Origin of the sequence: Gordonia sp. CPCC 205333, assembly GCF_048537885.1 — a bacterium.
GTDB lineage: Bacteria > Actinomycetota > Actinomycetes > Mycobacteriales > Mycobacteriaceae > Gordonia.
Map to the genome: position 1 here is coordinate 229510 of NZ_JBCLVI010000002.1, position 19269 is coordinate 248778.

At 62.9% G+C, this 19269-nt stretch carries 6 protein-coding genes; all 6 read right to left on the minus strand.

Annotated features, from left to right (window positions below):
- Window positions 1–22 precede the first annotated feature (22 nt).
- From AAFP29_RS06680 to AAFP29_RS06705, 6 genes are read right to left on the minus strand one after another with little or no spacing between them, the layout of a single operon-like run.
- The gene (locus AAFP29_RS06680) at window positions 23–4732 is read right to left on the minus strand and encodes an amino acid adenylation domain-containing protein (protein ID WP_419216568.1); all 4710 of its coding nucleotides are present in this window, start codon (window positions 4730–4732) and stop codon (window positions 23–25) included.
- Window positions 4729–10857, minus strand: a complete 6129-nt coding sequence (locus AAFP29_RS06685) for an amino acid adenylation domain-containing protein (RefSeq protein ID WP_419216569.1) — start codon at window positions 10855–10857, stop codon at window positions 4729–4731. The genes AAFP29_RS06680 and AAFP29_RS06685 overlap by 4 nt, the downstream gene beginning before the upstream one ends.
- Window positions 10858–12543: a condensation domain-containing protein gene (locus AAFP29_RS06690; protein ID WP_419216570.1), complete on the minus strand. Its 1686-nt coding sequence runs from the start codon at window positions 12541–12543 to the stop codon at window positions 10858–10860.
- Window positions 12527–17002, minus strand: a complete 4476-nt coding sequence (locus AAFP29_RS06695; protein ID WP_419216571.1) for an amino acid adenylation domain-containing protein — start codon at window positions 17000–17002, stop codon at window positions 12527–12529. Before AAFP29_RS06695 ends, AAFP29_RS06690 begins: the two co-directional genes overlap by 17 nt.
- Window positions 16999–17946, minus strand: coding sequence for a methionyl-tRNA formyltransferase (locus tag AAFP29_RS06700; protein ID WP_419216572.1), 948 nt, complete (start codon window positions 17944–17946; stop codon window positions 16999–17001). Before AAFP29_RS06700 ends, AAFP29_RS06695 begins: the two co-directional genes overlap by 4 nt.
- A gap of 5 nt (window positions 17947–17951) precedes the next feature.
- Window positions 17952–19265, minus strand: coding sequence for a SidA/IucD/PvdA family monooxygenase (locus AAFP29_RS06705; protein ID WP_419217229.1), 1314 nt, complete (start codon window positions 19263–19265; stop codon window positions 17952–17954).
- Between the last annotated feature and the right edge of the window lie 4 nt (window positions 19266–19269).

Here is a 19269-nt window from a genome sequence, read left to right on the forward strand (position 1 = left end):
AGTACTCCGATCCGCGATATGACTATGGCTGACATACTTTTTCCCTTTCGGATGCATCGCGCGCGGTCGCTACAAGACTCACGCTGCGCTGCCAGAGCTTGACGAACTCGTCGATCTGAGCCTGCGTGAATATCACATCACTCCACCGCAGCGTCGTGACCAACTCCGGGCCACCCTCGCTGGCCTGCACCGCGGCAATGACACTCAACGGATACCGCAACGTCAGATCCGGTTCAGGTGCGATCGGGATGGCACGGTTGAGATCAGTGTCAGTGACCATCGTCCACGGCCGTTCGGGGCCACCACTGTGGTCGAACCTTCCGAGGTAGTTGAACTCCACCTGCGGCTCGGTCGCCGCGACAATCTCGGGGTCGCGTGAAATATCGTGCAGCAAACCGTAATCAAGACCCTGCTCGGGGACCGACGTCAGGTGCGTGCTGATTGAGTCGACGAGATCGGTCACCCGTTTCCGATCCCGCTCGGCCTCCTCGAGATCGACGGCGAACTCGCCGGCGCCCAGCCGCACCGGATACACGTTGGAGAACCATCCAGTGGTGCCCGTGGTGTCGGCTCCCAGCGTCTCGTCGGCACGACCGTGGCTTTCCAACGCGATCAGAGAACCGTGTCTATTCTCAATACCGCGCTCGGCTCGCCACGAGGCCAAAGTCACTGTCAACGCTGCCAATAGCGCCTCGCGCACACCGTCGGCGCGAGTTACCCCGGAGACCAGCGCCGCGCTGTCGGTCGGAGCGATTGTGACCTCGGCGATCCGCAGACTCGACCAGGTGACCCGGTCAGCGGCGGCCAGAGAGCCTAGCGCCGGATCCGGCCCCGCGAGCTGAGAGAGCCAATACTCACGTTGCGCACCAACTTCCGGTCTTTGTGCACGTTCGGTCATCAGCTCACACCAGCGGCGGTAGGAAGTGATTTCGGCAGGCGGCTCCGGGCGCTGCCCTGCGACAATCTGATCCCAGACCTGTGCCAGGTCAATCATCAGCACTCCCCACGAGACGACATCGACAGCCAGGTGGTGAATCGTGATCGCGAGAATATCGTCACCCGCTGATCCCCGTAACAAGTTGGCGCGCAATAAATCTCCGGTCCAGAGATTCATCTCGTCATTCGCTCGATCAACCGCGGCGGCGATTCGCTCAGCGGTCGACGGCCCCGTCGGGTCGAACTCCTCTTCGGCGAGCACCGACGCCGCGAGAACCGTGCCGGGTTCGCGCGTGCGTTGCCGAGCTTCACCGTGCTCGTTAGCGACCACAATCGACCGCAAGGTGTCGTGTCCATCAAGCACGGCCTGCAGCATGGCTTCGACATGCGAGCGGGTCGCACCGTCGGCAACCCTCAACACCACCGTCTGGGTGAACCGACGATAGTTGTCCTGCGCGAACATCCAGGACGCGTAGGGCAGCGGCAAGACATCGCCGTAGCCGCTGTGTTCCTCTTCATCCACTTCGCCAAGACCGAGATCGATCGCGGCCGCCAGGTCACGGATCGTCGGGTACGAGGCGATCAGCCGCACCGTCACGGCGAGTCCACGATGACGAGCACGCGTCGCAAGCGAAATCGCGACGATACTGTCGAGCCCCAACTCGAAGAAGTCCTCTTCGACGCCCGGCGTCTGCCCCTCGAATACCTCGGTCATCAAATCGACCAAGGCACGCTCGGTATCCGTCGACGCCACCGCATCGATACTCACGCCGGTTGTGGCCAATGCCTCCGCCGCGAGTCGATTCAATTCGCGCGCATCAGTTTTACCGTTCACGTTCACCGGCAGCTCAGTCAGGATCAGCAATCTGGCGGGAATCATGTACCCCGGTAGACGTTGACCCAACTGCGCGCGCAATAGGGTGGGGTTGAGGGCGATGCTCGCTTCGCTCCCGGCGCCCGCAACATCCGGCCCGCTCGCTTCGCTCCCGGCGCCCGCAACATCCGGCCCGCTCGCTTCGCTCCCGGCGCCGACCACAAACCCGATCAGCCCCGCTCCACCGCCTCGTCGGACGACTACCGCAGCGGCCGCTGTGACACCAGGCAGTTCGCGTAGCGCGGTCTCCACCTCACCGATCTCGATTCGATAGCCGCGGATCTTGACCTGATCGTCGGATCTGCCGAGGTAGGCGATACCGCCGCCGCGCAAGCGCCGGACCAGATCTCCCGTGCGATACATCCGTCGGCCGGATTCTCCTGTCGTACCAGGCATTTCGGTGACGAAGGGATCAGCGACGAATCTATCGGCGGTCTTGTCGGAGCGACCAACATACCCACGTGCCACCTGTGGACCAGCCAAATACAGTTCGCCAACCACGCCGGCCGGCACCTGCCGTAACCGGGAATCGAGGATATAGCCCGACATACCGGCGGTAGGCGCGCCGATATTTGCCGACGACATGTCGGGAAAGTCTTGCGGTGCAGTAAGATTCGCAACCAAAGCTTCCACCGTGGCTTCAGTTGGACCGTAGCAGTTGTGCACCGACACACCGGGCAATACCCTCAGACGAGCCCACAGTGCTGCGTCAATCGCCTCACCACCGAGCGCCAGGATCGACAGTCCCCGATCAACAATGCCCGCGTGCTCCAACTGCCGGAACATCGACGGCGTCGTGTCGATCATGTCGACACCGGACTCGGCGATGCCGTCGACCAGACGTTGCGTGTCGCGCATCGCCTCTTCGGAAAACAGTTGCAGCGCATGGCCGTCGAGCAACCCGATCATCGGCTGCCAGGAGGCGTCGAAACTCAGCGACCAGGCATGCGCTATCCGCAACGGCCGGCCCAGGCGCGCACGACCCGGACGATATACCCGCTCTCGATGGTCGACGAAATAGCTGATCACCGCTCCGTTGGTGTTGACCACCCCCTTCGGTTCACCTGTCGAACCGGAGGTGAAGATGATGTAAGCGGCCTGCTCCGGGTCGCGCCGAACCCATGGTGGCTCGATCGAGCGTGCCTCGATCCGCGCCTGCGTCTGTGCGTCATCGAGATCAATGATCTGCCCCGCCCGCGGCAGCCCAGCGACCCCACCCTGACCGCCGACTATGGTCGCGACCGGAGCGGCCTGCGCGAGGATAGAATCGATTCGATTGGCGGGCAAAGAAATATCGATGGGTACATACGCCGCACCCGCGGCGAGTACCGCGAAGATGGCGACCAGCGAATCTATCCCGCGTGGCAAACTGATCGCGACGACGTTCTCCTCACCCACGCCGTCGAGTTCACCGGCAAGACGGACCACCCGCGCATAGAACTCTTCAAAAGTCAGCTCGGTATCGCCGTCGGCAACCGCCAATGCCTTCGGCGTCTCCCGAGCCTGACGTTCAAACAGCTCGAAGATGGTCGCGCCAGACTCTGCGTCGGCAAGGGGCGGAGTAGTTGCGGCACTGGCCAATTGGGTCCGCGCATCGACCGGGACCACATCGATGTCCCCGACCGGGACCGCAGCGTTGTCCGGGAGGTCGCGCAATACATGCAAGAGACTCGCGGCGATATCGTCGGGCGTGAACGGCAACACCGACGTGATCGCCTCGACGGCGATGAGCAACTCGTCGCCGAGCAGATGTGACACGACCGTGAGCGGATAGTGCGTGAGGTTCTCCCCCATCACCGGAGTGAAGGTGACGCCTCCGCCGAATTCCATCGCCCCCATCGCCGCTTCCATTGGCGCGTTCTGGAACACGAACATCGCATCGAAGAGCGCGCCACTCCCCGCGGCACGCTGAACTGCCGACAGGCTCAGATAGCCGATATCGCGCATCGCTGTCGATTCCCGCTGCAGCCGTTGGCATTCAGCGTTCACCGTCGCCCCGGAATCAAGGGTGAACGCGACCGGAATTGTATTGAGGAAGAGCCCGATCATCCGATCGGCATCGGGCAACCGCTCCGGTCGTCCGGTGACGATTGTCCCGTAGACGACGTCGGAGCGATCGACGAGCCGAGAGAGCACTATTGTCCAGGCGAACTGGGCCGCCGTGTTCAGGGTGAGTGATTGGGCGCGAGCCCAATCCCGCAGACGCGCGGTGTCCTCGGCGGGTAGGCGGTAGTGGGTGGAGACTGGACGTGCCCCGTCGCCTGACCCGATACCCGTCCCCGAAGCTGCCTCGGCAACCATCAGCGGAGCCGAGACATCGGACAGATAGTCCGCCCACTGCTTTCCCACCGCGGCAACATCACGTTCGGCCAGCCACGCGATGTAGTCACGGTAGGGCCGCACCGGAGGCAGCGTCGATGCCACACCACCGGCTAGGTAGATCGCTTGGAGTTCGGCGAAGAAGACGCCAAGCGACCATCCATCCATCAGGATGTGATGCACCGTCACAATCAGTCGCCGTCGCTGGTCGTTCACGGTGAGCAGGGTCGCGCGCAGCGAAGGCCCTTGGCGCAGATCGAAACCGTTGGCTACCTCGGCCGCGGTGGCGGCTTCGACTCCGTCGGCGTCGACCCCCCGCTCAGTCCACGGCAGCGTGACGTCACTCGGCACAATCTGCACGGGTTTGGGAACATCGGTATCCCAGAACACCGCGCGCAGGTTGGGATGGCGTATGAGGAGTGCTTTCAGGCTGCGGCGCAACACTTCTGGATCCACCGGGCCGTCGATGTCGACGACGAGCGGAATCGTGTAGACATCCCCCTCGGGGATCGCACCACCGGCCTGCTCGGTTGCGAGCTGAGCAAGCGAGAACAACCCCTCTTGCAGCGGGCTCAGCGCCAGCACATCTTCAATCTGACTCATTGCCACATCCTCCGCATCACCAACGCGCCTTCCGCGTCATCGTCGAGAACCGCACTGTCGGCGACCACCTGATCGGGATGGGCTGCGATCTCGCGCAGCGTATTGACGAACGCCGCTTCAACGATCTCCGCCTCATCGGGTTCGAACGCGTCAGCCGCGGCGAAAATTATTGCTTCGACACTGTCACTGGGTAACAACGAGTTCGCCGGGAAAATCATCAGCAGGAGCGAATTGTCCGTCGCCCCGCCGCCTTCGAAAGTTTCCAGCCGAAGTCCGGCATCGGCGAGCAGCGACTCGATCTCGTCACGACCCGGCGGGTAGGACTCGTAGACGAACATCGTGTCGAAGAGTTTGCGGATCGACCCGCCGCCGCTCGCGGCCCGCATCGCTGAGGTCAGCGGATACTGCGGGTACTCCATGAGTTCGGTTCGGCCGGTGTGGCTTTCACTCAGCAGCGCTCGCCAGCTCGCCTGACCGTCAACGTTGATGACTGCGGGCACGATATTGGTGAAACAGCCGATCGCGGTGTCCACCCCGTCGAGATCTGCTGGCCGGCCAGATACCGCCTCGCCGAATACCGTCGCTGCCTCGCCGGTGATCAGTCGAAGAGTGTTGGCCCATGCGACTTGGCACATAGTGCTGAAAGTCGCTCCGGCCTCACTTGCGATATCAGTGAGGACTTTCACCAGTTCGTCGTCGATGGTGAACGCACGGCTCAGCGGCGCGCTACCGTCACCCGCACCTCGATCAGGTGCGACGAGACAGGCGCTGGCACCGTTCATCGTTTCCGCCCAAGCTTTTTCGGTCTCCTCCGCCCGCTGTTGGGTGAGCGCAAGGAATTTGCCATAGGTGGTCGGGTCGGCAATCGGTGGTGCACCGGCAGAGGCGTACTCGGCGAATACTTCACGCATGAGCAACTGGCCGGACCAGCCATCGAGCAGGATGTGGTGCATGGTCAACACCACCAGATGGTGGGCCGGTTCCGGCAACTTCAACACACTGACCCTCGTCAGCGGCCCGTTGGCCAGGTCAAACTGCTCCGCATTGTCGTCGGCAGTGAACTGACCGAGCCGCGCATCGACATCTGTCGTATCGGAGATATCGAGGAATCTCAGCGGCACGTCAACGCGTTCGGCGACGAGCGCATGCGGTACACCGGTTTTGGACACCGTGACGCGTACCCGCAGATTGGGATACCGGTTCACGACAGTGGCGAATGCCGCGCCCAGCCGCTCAACGTCGAGCGGTCCAGAAATCCGGATCAGCGTCTGGGTGTTGTAGACATCGCCGGCGCCGGCCGACAACGCGGTGTAGAACAGTCCGGCCTGCATCGGCGCGAGCGGGTAGACATCGGTGAAGTCACCGGTGGCCTGCCGCCAGCGATTCAAGTCATCCAGGTCAACGTCGGCGGCTAGCACATCCGACGGCGTCAACCTCCGGCGATCATCAGAGCGCACCGCCGCGGCAAGGTCAGCCAGCGCCTGCTGCCAATGCCCAACCAGGGACGTGACATCAGCTTTGGTGATGGCTCCGACAGGAAAGCGGAATGACGCTTGCAGCCGGGCGTTGACACCGTCGGCGACGGTGACGGTGTTGACATCAAGCACTGCGGGTGCGGGTGCCGCCGGGTTGGCATGACCGCCTAGATAACCGAACTCGGGTGCAGAATCCCATGAATCTGGTTCTGCCGCAATGGAGTTCGTGAAGCGACCCATATAGTTGAAACTAATCTGCGGTGCGGCATGCACTGCCAGGACGCGCCGAGCGTCTGGGTTGAGCCACCGCAACAGTCCCCAGGCAATGCCAGAATCATTCACCGCCGCTGACTGCTCTTTGACTGCCGCGAGCGCAGCCTCGACGTCGAGTGCGCCAGCCCCGGCGGCGCCGAGCGCGGCCGGGTAGGTGGTCGTGAACCAACCGACGGTCTCGGCCAGTTGTGCACCGGCGAAAAGAGATTCGGTTCTTCCGTGTCGTTCCATCGTCACCGCCACGGGGCCGGTGTCCTGAGCCTTTGCCGCACGGAGTCGGTTGACTGCGACGGTCAAGGCTGCCAGTTGCACGTCCAGGAAGCCCGCGCCGAAGGCGCCTGCGACCGTTGTCATCAGATACTCGGTGTCTGCGGCCGTGATCTCGGCGGTCACTTCGGCGACGGTCGCCACTGTATCCGCCGCCGGATCGAACGCCCTAGTACCGAGTACGACGTCGGGCGTAGCTGCGATTCGGTCCCAGCTCTCCAACGACGAAGTAATTTCCGGCGCCGTCGCGAGGCGAGCGATGTTGGTATTCCAGGCTCGCATCGAAGTGCCCTCGACCTGGTCCGAGGCTGGCGACGCCCACAACTCGCGCAGATCATCGGCGATGATGCGCCAGGAGACTCCGTCGATGACAAGGTGATGGACGATTAACAGGAGGCGACCGACATGCGTGTCTTCGGTGTGTACCCAGACCGCGGCGACATTGTGGCCCCCATCGGGGTCCAGCGCAGCGGCGTGAATCGTCAACTGCTCGGCGAGCACGTCACCGGCAGTGGCCTCCCACTCATCGGCCGCCAGCGTGATGTCGACGAATTTAGTTGCGGCCGAAGATATGTCGAGTGGAATACGGAATGCGAGGCTCCCGTTGTCGTCTATCGCTAGCGACGCGCGCAACATCGGATGCCTCGCGACAACGGCGTCGACGGTTGCCCGGATCTTCGCGGCGTCGGCGTCGCGCGGAGTAACGACAGCGGTCGCCAAGGCGAAACCGGTGCGGTCCGCATTCTGCTCGGTCCACATCGTCGCAACTGGATTCAGTGGCACCCATCCGTCCGGCCCGGAGACCTCAACCAGGGCAGGAGCGTGGTCAGTTTCCAGGATTCCGGTAGCCGCGGCAATCCCGGCGATTGATCGTGCCGCGAAGAGTGCACTGGTGGTGATATGCCGGCCGGCCTTCTTCAATTCCGCCGCGATACGTATCGCGCTGATCGAGTCGCCACCGAGAGCGAGGAAGTCATCTCCCGCCCGCAACGTCGTCGGATCAGTAAGACCAAGCACCTTTCCGATGGCTGCCGCGACTGCATGCTCGGCGTCGTCGCGCAGTTCCCGGCCGTTGCCGGACTCGGCCCCGAGCTCCGGCAGGGGAAGCGCCTTACGATCCAGTTTTCCGTTGGCGGTCAACGGAAGTGCGTCCAACACCAGCAGAGTGGCCGGGACCATATAGTCGGGGAGCCGAGCGGTGAGGTGATCACGGATCACCGCGTCGTCGACGGCGACCGATGCGGCCGCGGGAACGTAATAGCCCACTAGGGCCTCGCCATGCACCGCGACAGCTGCCGCAGCGATACCCGGCGCCTGACGTAGCACCGAACTGATCTCGCCGAGTTCGATCCGATGCCCGCGGACTTTCACCTGATCGTCTGCGCGGCCGAGGTATTCCATCGAACCATGGCCATTCCACCGGGCGATGTCGCCGGTGCGATACATCCGTGCGCCTGGCTGCTCGCCGAACGGGCAGGCGACGAACGTCGCCGAACTCAAACCGGGCCGCCGATGGTATCCATGCGCCAACTGCACGCCGGCGAGATACAACTCACCGACTACGCCCGGCGGAACCGGACGTAGTCGCTCATCGAGAACGTAGACCGACGAATTCGATTCGGGCACACCGATCAACGCCGGTTCGACACACTCGCCATAGCGTTCGCGCGTACGGATGGAATCACTGAAGTCTTCATGCATGATGTCCATTGCGGCCTCGGTTGGGCCGTATAGCCCCAGCACTGTTCCACCGAATACCTCACTCGCCTCGGTGACCAGTTCGGGCGGCACAGCCTCGCCGCCCAGATACACGTAACGCATTGAACGCAGCGAGGCTTGGTCCGGCGCGGAGTCGAGTAGCGCTCGAACCACGCTGGGCACCAACGAGATTTGGGTGATCTGGTGCTCGGCGATGATCCCGGTCAACGATTCGACGTCGGCCTGCCACCAGTCGGACGGCGGCAGGACTGTCGCAGAACCGGTGCACAAGGCGTTGATCAACTCGAAGACCGAGACATCGAAGCCGATCGGAGCCTTCTGCAGAATGCGTTCCATGCCGAAATCGAAATGCTCGGCCATCCACTGGACGTGATTCGCGGCCGCGCGATGTCCGACCATCACGCCCTTTGGGCGCCCCGTCGTGCCCGATGTGTACAGCAGATACGCGATGTCGAGTGGATGAACCGGACGAGCCAACTCGTTGTCGGTCAACGGAGTCGAATCCACCCTGCTGAGTTCGCTCAGCACGGCGTCGTCACGCAGATCGATCAGAACTGTGCCAGTGGACCCACCAGCGCCGGCAAACGCCTTCGACGCCGCGCACACCACCACCGAAAGTCGAGCGTCGGCAACCATATACTCGATACGATCCGCCGGGTAGCTCGGATCGATCGGCACGTAGACCGCACCGGCACGCAGGATGGCACTGAAGACGATGGGCAGCCACTCACTGCGTTCGGCGAACAGGCCAACCTTGTCTCCCGCCCTCACCCCTGCGCTGATCAACAGCCGCGCAACGGAATTGACGCGCTCGTCGAATTGGGCATAGGTGAGTTCAGTGTTCCCGAAGACAACCGCGATCCGCTCGGGATGGGTCCGGGACGACGTACGGATCATCTCGTCCAGAGTCTCCGGAACGATCGGCACGATTGGCCCCACGGCCGAACTGGCGAGCCGCGCGCGATCGGTCTCACTGAGGACCAGCAAGTCCTCCAGCGGCTTTTCCGGTGCGGCAGCGGCTAGCATCTGATCGATATAGTCATGCAGCCGGATAATCGTCGGCTCGTCGAAAAGGTCTGTGCGATAGGTTATCTGGACGTCGACCCGATCGTCGTGCAGGAATACCTCAACTGCGACCGGCAGCAGCGACGCCCCGTGATGCGCCAGTTCCCAACTCGTCTGTACGCCGGGAAGTTGTGGCCCGGTGATCTTCTGCTGCAGGAACAGCACCATCGTGTCGAAGAGCCCCGAACCGACGTTCCCGGTCACCCGATTCACCGCACGTACGATGGCCTCTTGCGGGAATGCCTTGTGCGCGAACGCATCAGTGGTAACAGACGCGGCATGGGCAGTCAGTTCCGCGAACGTCGACACTCCCGCACCGGTGAATCTGAGCGGCAGCATATTGCTCAAGTTTCCGATCAGCCGATCGGTTCCGGATTCCTCGCGATTGGCGACAGTCGTGCCCACGACGATGTCGGTTTGGCCGGTGATCTGTCGCAATGCCAGATAGTAGGCAGCCAGAAAGACCTGAAACGGTGTGGCCTGCAATCGATTCGCCAGATCACGAAGATTCTTGTCCGCCGCGGTACCCAGAAGTCGGTCGAGGCGCTCGCCCCGCTCGGTCTCGACGACCGGACGACGGTCATACGGAAGTTGCAGATCCGCTAGCTGTGCGACGCCTGACTCATCGGTGAATCGCGATGCCCAGAAGTCGATTTCGTCGGAGTGGTCGGCTGCCTCGAACGCATCCTGCTCGGCTTCGGCGAAATCCGCGACCTGCAACTCCAGTGGTTCTACGTCGATCTCGCCGACTGTCGCCTGTGCGTACGCGCGTTCCACATCCCGCGATAGGGCCGGCAATGTCATTCCGTCCCAGGCGATGTGCTGGATGACGAGGACGACGGTCAATGTCGCATCGTCAACACGGATGAACTGCAACCTCATTGAGGATTCGGCAGTGAGGTCGAACTCCTCATGTGCGGCGTCGGCAACCAACCTCTCCACCCGGGCGGCTACCTGTTCCGCAGGCTGACCGGTCAGGTCGACAGCGACCACTCTAGGCGGTAGATCGTCGTGGATTCGCTGGAAGGGCGCTCCACTCTCATCGGTGTGATAGGTGGTACGTAGAACTTCGTGCCGAACGGTCAGCGCTTGGAAGGAACGACGCAACGCGTCGTCATCGACCGGGCCGCGAAAGGTCAATGCGAGACAAAGGTTGTATGCAGTGCTACCCGGAGTGATTTGCTGGTGTGCCCACACATAGCGCTGACCGAAGGACAACGCCGCTCGGCTGCGGTCGCGTCTGCGCGCAATCGCCGGCGTGGTGGCCAAACCTTCGGCGGCGAGCCGCGCCGCCATCGCGCGTTCGAGGTCGTCAAGTGTTCGCATCTATTGTCCCTCACCGAATTTCGCACCGAGCGCGGCAAGTGTCGAAGCATCCAGACCCGATGCGCTCATCGGCGCACTCTCAACCGGCGCGTCGGCCGCCCGCTCGTCGGCGCCTGAGTCCGCGGCGGAATCCAGGGCGGCGCCCAACTCGTGCACAGACGGAGATGTGAATACCGTCTGCACATCGATGACATAGCCACGAGCGGTGAGGTCGGTAACCATCTTCAACGCAGCGATACTGTCGCCGCCCAGCGAGAAGAACGTGTCCTCACGGCCGACCTCGTCGTCGTCGTCAAGTTCCAAGACCTCGCGGATCGCCTGTACGACAACCTGTTCGGAGTCCGTTTTCGGCGGACCGCCAAGTCCTGACAATTGGGTCAGACCACCGGAGTCGCCGGCGAACACGATCACCCCTACGCCGCCGGCGGCGATATCTCCGTCAAGATGCGACGCCCAGGCGCCGGCCCGCTGCCCGATCCCCGTGGCGAATGCGTCAATCTCCGGACGCCCGGCCAGCCGTGGCGGGAACGAGACCACTACCGCGGCCCCCAGATCATCGAGCTCGACATCGAGTGCGATATCCACGCCTGCGTCTTGCGCATGCTGTCGTACCGATTCACGGGCCGTCAATCCGTTAGCCTCTACCGCCAGCCGTCCACTTCGACGAATGGCCAATTGGGCCTGGTAGAGGTTTTCCGACGACACCGCCTGCGCGGTCTGCTCAATCCGGACACCCGCGTGACGTCGGGCCGATGAGATGAGTTGCGCGAGATCGGCAATCAGCTGCCGCGGCGAGGACGAGGTGACTCGTACGCGCAGCGGCAGTCTGTTGGCCACGTTGCCGATCAGTCCAGCGGTCGCTTCGTCGGCGCGGGCATCGTCGACCAGCCCGATCACGATGTCGTCGCCAAGCCCCGCATCACGCAGTGCGACGGCGGTCAGGGCGGCGACCACCGCGGCTGCGGCATCGTCGGTATCCGCATTCTCCGGAGACAACGCCGCAACGGTCTCCGGCGGGATTGTCACGGTTCGGCGAGCCGGACCCGAGCCAGCCGGAACGTCGATTACCGGAACATAAGCCGGCGAATCGCTCAGCTGCTCGGCCCAGTAGGTCCTGGCCGGATCGGACGTCGGTGTCGCGGCTACCGTCTTGAGCTGTGCCGCAGCGTAATCCCGGTACTGGAGCGACGCGGCGGGCCCGGCGGCGCCGAGCAGCTCACCCACTATCAGGTCGAGCGCGACATCGTCAGCCGCTACCGGATGTACCGTCGTCGACAACACGTCGCGGCCAGGGAGGCGATGCAGCCGGATCCGAATCGGAAGTTCGGTTTCGAGGTCGAAACCATAGGTCGCCTCGTCGATCAATGCGGTCAGCAGATCCGTTTCGTCGCCGTCACGTTCTACAACCTCGAGTACCTGATCCGGCGCGGTGAGCACACGCTGGTATGGCCGACGACGATTACCGGGGTACACGCCGCGCAACACCTCGTGGTGGGATACCACTCGGATCGCGGCGTCCTCGAGTGATCCCACAGTCACTGTGCCGCTCAGTTCCAACGCTACGAACAGGTTGATCGCGGTGCCGCGACGCTGGGCAGTCAGAGCAGCCATTTGCGGCAATGACAGCGGCAGTGGCCGCTGCGCCGGCTGATCTGGGGCGTGTTGCTGCTCAGTCGATTTCGTCATTATGTCCTCTACTGGAAAATTCGGGGAGGTCTGTGGTGGCTTCGGCCAGTTCGGCAACGCCGTGGTCCGGGTGAACGGCGAAGATCTCTAGTACGCGCCGCAGAGACTGGGCGAACCGCTCGAGTGCCGCATGGTCGCAATTGCTGTCCCCCGCGGCGACACGAACCTGGAATCCACCGTCGTCGGCGTCTATGAATTCGAATCGCAAACCGTCGTCCGGACCTGTCCGCGATGTCTGGACGGCCGCGCTTAGCACCGGGCCGAACCGCATCGACGACGGCCAATTCTGTTCTCGTACTTCTACAGTCGCCTGAACCCGTGGCCGCGCGTCCAGTCGAGCGACCGCCTCCGCGGTAATTACTTCGATCGGGACATCACCGGTGCCGTATGTGCCGAGGGCGGCATCTCGCGACTGTTCCAGCGCGACGCGCAGGGTCGGTGCTCCTGCAAGATCGTGTCGCAGCACCAGCTCGCCCGCCAGTGGACCGACCATATTCGCCACCGCCACATCAGCTCGACCCGAAGTCGACCCCGCGAGCGCGATATCGTCACCGGCACCCAGGATGTTCAGTGCGACAGCGACCATCGCTTGGTAGAGCATGAATTCTGAGGCGCCGTCGGCGGTGGCCAGGCCACGAAGTCGGCGTCGCAACGCCGGGCTGACCTCAAAATCCACCGCGTCAGGCGAATCCGTCGGTTCTCCCCCGGCTTCGGGGTCGGGATTCAGCACCATCGGACGCGGGAGCCGTGCCAACTCGACATTCAACCGGAGCAAGTCCTCGGCAAACATCTCCACACATTCGAGCTGCCAGTGAACATGATCGGTGAACTCGATCTCCGCCAAAGCCTCCGCGGGTAGCGGTTGGGCAGTCATCCGGCGGTCATACGCCGCAGCCAGTTCGGCGACGACGATTCGCAGGGACCAGGTGTCAGCAATCGACCGATGCATAGTCACCGCGAGAACTGCTGTTGTTTCGTCGATGAACAGTCTTGCCCGCCAAAGTACTTCGTCTCGCAGGTCGAACCCTCGATGCTCGTCCTCGACGAGGGCACGGGCCAATCGACCGGCCGTGACATGCTCACTCACGAAGTCGACCTTCGGCTCGACCGTCGGCGATTGATAGGCGCCATCGGCGTCTTCGCCCCTGATCATGTGCAAAATCTGGTGTCGCGCAGCCACCTCGGACAACGCGCGCTGCAATTCAGTCGCGTCCAGATCGCCATCGAACCTCAACGTTGCCCGCACTTGGGCATGACTGCCATCAGAGACTGCCGCGCGCTGAATCGGAGCTAACGGACTACGGCCTGCTGGCCCGTACCGTCGCAACTCAGGCGCGGCGCGTGTCCGCAAGGTCGCCGGGGCGCGTTCAACCAGCGTGGCGAGACCTGCCACCGTGGGATGTTCGAATAGGTCACGGATCTGAATGGCTGCCCCGAACTCGCTTCGCAGCGCGTTCACCAGGCGACTGGCGATCAACGAGTGTCCGCCGAGTTCGAAGAAGGATTCGTCGGCCGCCACGGCTTCGACGCCGAGGAGGTCGGCAAAGATCTCGGCGATTCGACGCTGCGTTGGTGATTCGGGAGGCCTGCGGCCCTGGATGCCGACCTGCGGTGCGTGCGGCAGAGCCTTCTTGTCGAGTTTGCCTGTCGCCGATCGCGGAATCGCCGTGATCACGGCGTACCGCGCCGGAATCATGTACTCCGGCAAGGTCTTAGCCGCATGGGCCCGTACTGAGTCCACGTTGATCTCAGTGTCATCAGCGATCAGATACGCGGTAAGCAAGCCCGAATCACGTTGGCCGTCAACTACAATCACCGCATCGCGTACCGTTGGATGAGCACGCAACGTCGCGGCGATTTCGCCGAGTTCGACGCGATAGCCCCGGATCTTGACCTGTTGATCGGCACGACCCACAAATTCGATGTCACCCTGACGATTTCGGCTCGCAAGGTCACCGGTTCGATACAGCCGCCGGCCCGGATTGAACGGATCGGCGACGAAATGTTCGGCCGTCATCGTTGGCCGGTCCAAGTAGCCGCGCGCCAGCTGCGGTCCTCCGAGGTAGATCTCGCCGACAATGTCGTCGGGCACGAGTTGTAGTCGGTCGTCGAGGATATAGGCGGTGACATTGCGATTGGGCTGACCAATCGGGACGATCCGATTGCCGGCCGTGGTGCGGACCGAATAGTGGGTCGCGGATACCACCGCTTCGGTCGGTCCGTAATAGTTGCGCAGGTCCGCCTCGTACACCGCGCTGAATCGGTCGGCGACGTCGCCCGACAGAGCCTCACCACCAACCGGAACATGGGTCAGGTCTCGCCACTCACGTGACTCGGGAAGCGCTAATAGTGCGCGAAGCAGCGACGGCACCACGTGCAGTACCGAAATCCGGTGCCGCGTAATCGACTCCGCCAGATAGGACAGGTCGCGAATTCGTCGTGCATCAGGAATCACCAGTGTCGCACCATGATTCAGGGTGACAAACAGATCCAGCAGCGACGCGTCGAAGCTGACCGACGAGATCTGCAAGACCCGAGCCGCCGACGTTATGTCCCACTGCGCTCCGAAACCCGCGACATGGTCGCAGATCGCGCCGTGCGCGACCGGTACGCCTTTGGGAGTTCCGGTGGAACCCGAGGTGTACATGACATAAGCGAGATTGCCTGCCGTCAGCGGACGCACGCGGTCGCTATCGACTACGCGGTGTCCCGATTCGGTGCGAGCCTCGGATTCGGCGGCTGCCAACGTGGTCGGGTCGAGGACGATTCTCGGCTTGGCATCGGCGATCAGATGCTCGATACGTCCGGCCGGATAGCCGGGATCGATCGGCAGGTAGGCACCGCCCGCCTTGAGTACCGCGAGCATCGCGACGACGAATTCGACCGATCCGGCGAGTCGGATCCCGACGAGATCTTCGGTCCCAATTCCGTGCGCTATAAGATTGCGCGCCAAACGATTTGACCGAGTATCGAGCTCCCGATAGGTCACCCGCGTCTGCGCTCCCGCGACGTCAGCGACAAGCGCGAGCGCGTCAGTGTCCGCGTGATCGTCGAGCAAGTCGACTAGGGTGCCTGCAACTGGGGCAGTGGATATGCCTCGCGATCGCGTCAGTACGTCGGCTCGCTCGGCATCACCGAGCATATCGAGTCCGGAAATCGCAGCCGATGGCGTACGCAGGGCCGATTCAAGCAGCCGCGTGAAATGTGCCAACACCTGTTCGGCAGTCGGACCGTCGAGAGCGCCACCGCGGGAATCGAGCATGAACGTGGCGTCGTCAACTCCGACGTTGACGCTGAGTTGTACCGGGATTCCGATCGAGGTCGGTCCCGCATGGCGCAGCCGTGCCCGCTCACCGTCGAGTGTGAGCGTTCCGGCGCGGTCCTGGATGGCGAAACCTATCCGCACAACCTCCTCCATACCGTCGCGATCTCGACTGCGAACGGGATTGAGAGCTCGGACCACATCGTCGATGCCCGCACGGTTGTGTTTATCGGCGGCGGACAGCGCCGAATCAACGCGTCCAACCAACTCCGCGAACGACTCCCCTCGATCCACGCGTGCGCGAAACAACATCGCGTTCGCATAGCAGCCAATGACATTCACCGTCGCGGAATCGCGGGTCGAAGATCCCAACGCGATCGCGAAATCCGATGCGCCGGTATATCGCTGAACGAGTGCCGCGTATGCGGACAGGAGCACTGCCCGGAGACTGACGCCGCCGGCGGTGGCGTACCGTCTACCCTCCGCGATCAGATCGTCGGCGCCCGCCCGCGTCTGGCTAGCTTCTCCGGTCGCACCGGTCCTGCTATCCCCGGCCAGGTCAACCGGATCAGGACGCCGGTCAAACTGGTTGCGCCAGAAAGTGATATCGGCCAGTTCACTCGAGTCGTCAATTGTTTGTGCCGCGATCACCGGCAATTCTGCGGACGGATCGGCATAGAGTGCGCTGACTTCTTCGACCATCACCGACAACGAGTCAGCGTCAAACGCGATCGAGTGAGCCGTCAGCGAGAGAATCGCATCGCACCCGTCGCGATGAATCGCGGTGATACGCAACGGTACGTCGGTCCGCAGATCGAATGACGCGACATCATCGCGTTGCAGTAGTACCTCGACTCGACGTGCGGCCGCGCCTGGTGACAGCTCCGCCAGGTCGAAAGCGTCCCACCGCGGTCCGGTCCCGTCCACGACCCGGTAGGGCTCACCGTTCACGGACTCGGCAAATGTGCTGCGCAGGACATCGTGGCGAATGGTCAACTCATCGAAAGCAGTTCGCAGGCGGACCAGATCGACGGTGCCGGGTAGCTCGTAGACGGCACGAAAGTTGTGTGCCGCCGACTCCGGCTCACACAGGTAGCGGAACCAGACCCGACGTTGCGGCACCGTCAACGGGTGCCGCGCAGCGATGTCTGGTGATTCGACGTCCGGTTCCTGCCGACCGGCGAACGAGACCGTCATGAAGGCTGCGGGGTATCGGACAGATACCCGCCGCGCCGGAAGAACGTCGCGCCGTCGTGTTCGGTCCCATCAGCCGTGCGGATGCGAGTAATAACCAGTGCATAGTTGTTGCCGCGCTTGGCATCTGGCCCGCAGACCACCGCACCGCCACCTTCTTGAACGATCACCCGTCCCGCTGTCCCGCCATAGCGAGCCGTCGAGATCACCGCTCCGACGATTTCGACTTTCTCGCCGCGGTAGAAGGAATAGGCACGGGGATACGGCTCGGATAATGCGCGAACGAAACGCTCGAGGTCGTCGGCGGTGTCGGTCCAGTCGACAAGGCTGTCCCGTTCCGACCGCTTGTGGAAGTAGGTGCGGGCCGCTTTGTCCTGCGGGCGCCATTGTGGCTGACCGGATTCAACGGCAGCCAATGCCTCGTCGACCGCGTCGGGAATGAGATCCATTCCGGCATAAACCAACTCGGTCCCGGTGATTCCCGGCGGAATGGGTAGCCGCTTTTGAACCAGGATGTCGCCGGTATCCAACTGCTCATCCATTCGGTGGACGGTGAGCCCGAACTCATCGGCTCCGCTGATGAGCGCCCACAGCACCGGGGAGAACCCGGTGAACTTCGGTAGCAGTGAGTCGTGCAGGTTCAAGGTGCCGTGCGCCGGAAGGTCGTAGAGATCCTTGGGCATCCAGGTGTACCAGCTATTGACGACGATGAGATCAGGTTCGGCCCGTTTAACGATGTCGATGGTCTCGGCGTCGGCGCGCTCGGTCAGGTGGACCGGAATGTCGTTGGCCCGGGCGAGGTCTTCGACCGAATCGGCCCAACTTCCCTTGTAGGCGTCGTCACTAGCGGGGTGCGTGACGGCCAGAACCACGTCATGTTTCGACGCGATGAGTGCAGCCAGAGTCCGTTGGCCCCAGGTTTGGAAGCCGAATGACACGATGCGCATGGGAGTTAAACCTTCTCGTTCGGGGTTGGATGGACTTCGGCGAAACCGGGTACGTCATTGCGCGTCGCCGCGCTGGACAGCACTCGGTCGGACAGTTCGCCTAGACAGCTCAGATTTGGGAAGCCGGGCCCCTGGGCGAGACCGGCAAGGCTGGGCAGATGAAGTCTTGCGGCCAGGCCTTCGATTGCCAGGTCGTGTCCGATCGACGTCTCGACTCGATCCTGGGTGATCGGCCCACCGACCGCGAGTTCGATGAAATCGGTTGCCTCGGTGTCGAATAGGTCAAAGAACCACAATGGCTGACCACCGGTGGCGTCGACAACCAGATCGTAACCGTGTTCCTGGTCGGGCCGGAACTCGTTGCGTAAGGTCAGTGCGACCCCGTCGCCCTCCGGAGCCACCCGGATCACTCGACCCTGCAGATGGTGTACTCGATTGTCGTTGAGAAGCGACTCTTGCACTCGGACCGAGAACACACCACGATCGGTGCGGCGCACCACATCTCGCCGTTCGGCGAGACTTAGCGCGCGCCACTTAATCGGGTCGCTATAGAGCGAGTTCTCGAAGAAACTCTCGCCGCGCGTGTAGATCGTGGCACCGGGCGAGATCACCGAAACGGTTAAGACGTCATGTCGTACCAGTTCATCGAGTGCCGAGCCTGCGGTCTCGCCGCCGCCGATCACCGCGGCGCGTGAGGACACCGGCAGTTCCCGACGGCCCGCGAGCCGCCAGAACTCGGCAACGCTCAGAACCCGGGGATGTTCGGCCAGCGCTCTGGTGGATTGCCCTGGGCCGGTGAGCATCAACCGATCCGCCTCGACTACCGACGATGTTCCGTCGGGCCCGGTAACGGTGACCGACCAGCGGAAGCCGCCAGCGGGATCGGCTTCGGTACAGCCGATCGAGGTCGCGCGTCCACGGATGAGATCCACGTTGGTCTTTCGCGCGACCCATTGAAGGTATTTCGCCCACAGGTTGTGTTCCGGACTCGGGCGGCCGCGATCGACCCACTCGGCGTAGGTACCTCGCTCGACCAAGAAGGTGGTCCAGCTAAATGCCAGCATCGCCTTGTTGATCTCTTGGTTGTGACCACGTGCCCACGTCGAGTGGTAGGGAAAGCCGACATCCTTCTCCGGGTTGGTGCCCAGGCGGTGCCGCCCGTCGGTCCAGCCACCCGATTCCATCCAATTGCCGCCCACCGCAAGCGGTTCGATGACACTGACGCGCGGAGCCGGCAGGCCGAGGCTAGTCAGTACGTGAGCCTTTGCCGCCACCGCCATCGCCTTGGGACCTGCGCCGACAATCACCAGTCGTTCCACGAGT

Excerpts from the sequence above, each read along its gene's own strand:
- AAFP29_RS06680 (WP_419216568.1), bottom strand. The coding sequence starts at position 4,732 with ATGAGTCAGATTGAAGATGTGCTGGCGCTGAGCCCGCTGCAAGAGGGG.
- AAFP29_RS06685 (WP_419216569.1), bottom strand. The coding sequence starts at position 10,857 with ATGCGAACACTTGACGACCTCGAACGCGCGATGGCGGCGCGGCTCGCC.
- AAFP29_RS06690 (WP_419216570.1), bottom strand. The coding sequence starts at position 12,543 with ATGACGAAATCGACTGAGCAGCAACACGCCCCAGATCAGCCGGCGCAG.
- AAFP29_RS06695 (WP_419216571.1), bottom strand. The coding sequence starts at position 17,002 with ATGACGGTCTCGTTCGCCGGTCGGCAGGAACCGGACGTCGAATCACCA.
- AAFP29_RS06700 (WP_419216572.1), bottom strand. The coding sequence starts at position 17,946 with ATGCGCATCGTGTCATTCGGCTTCCAAACCTGGGGCCAACGGACTCTG.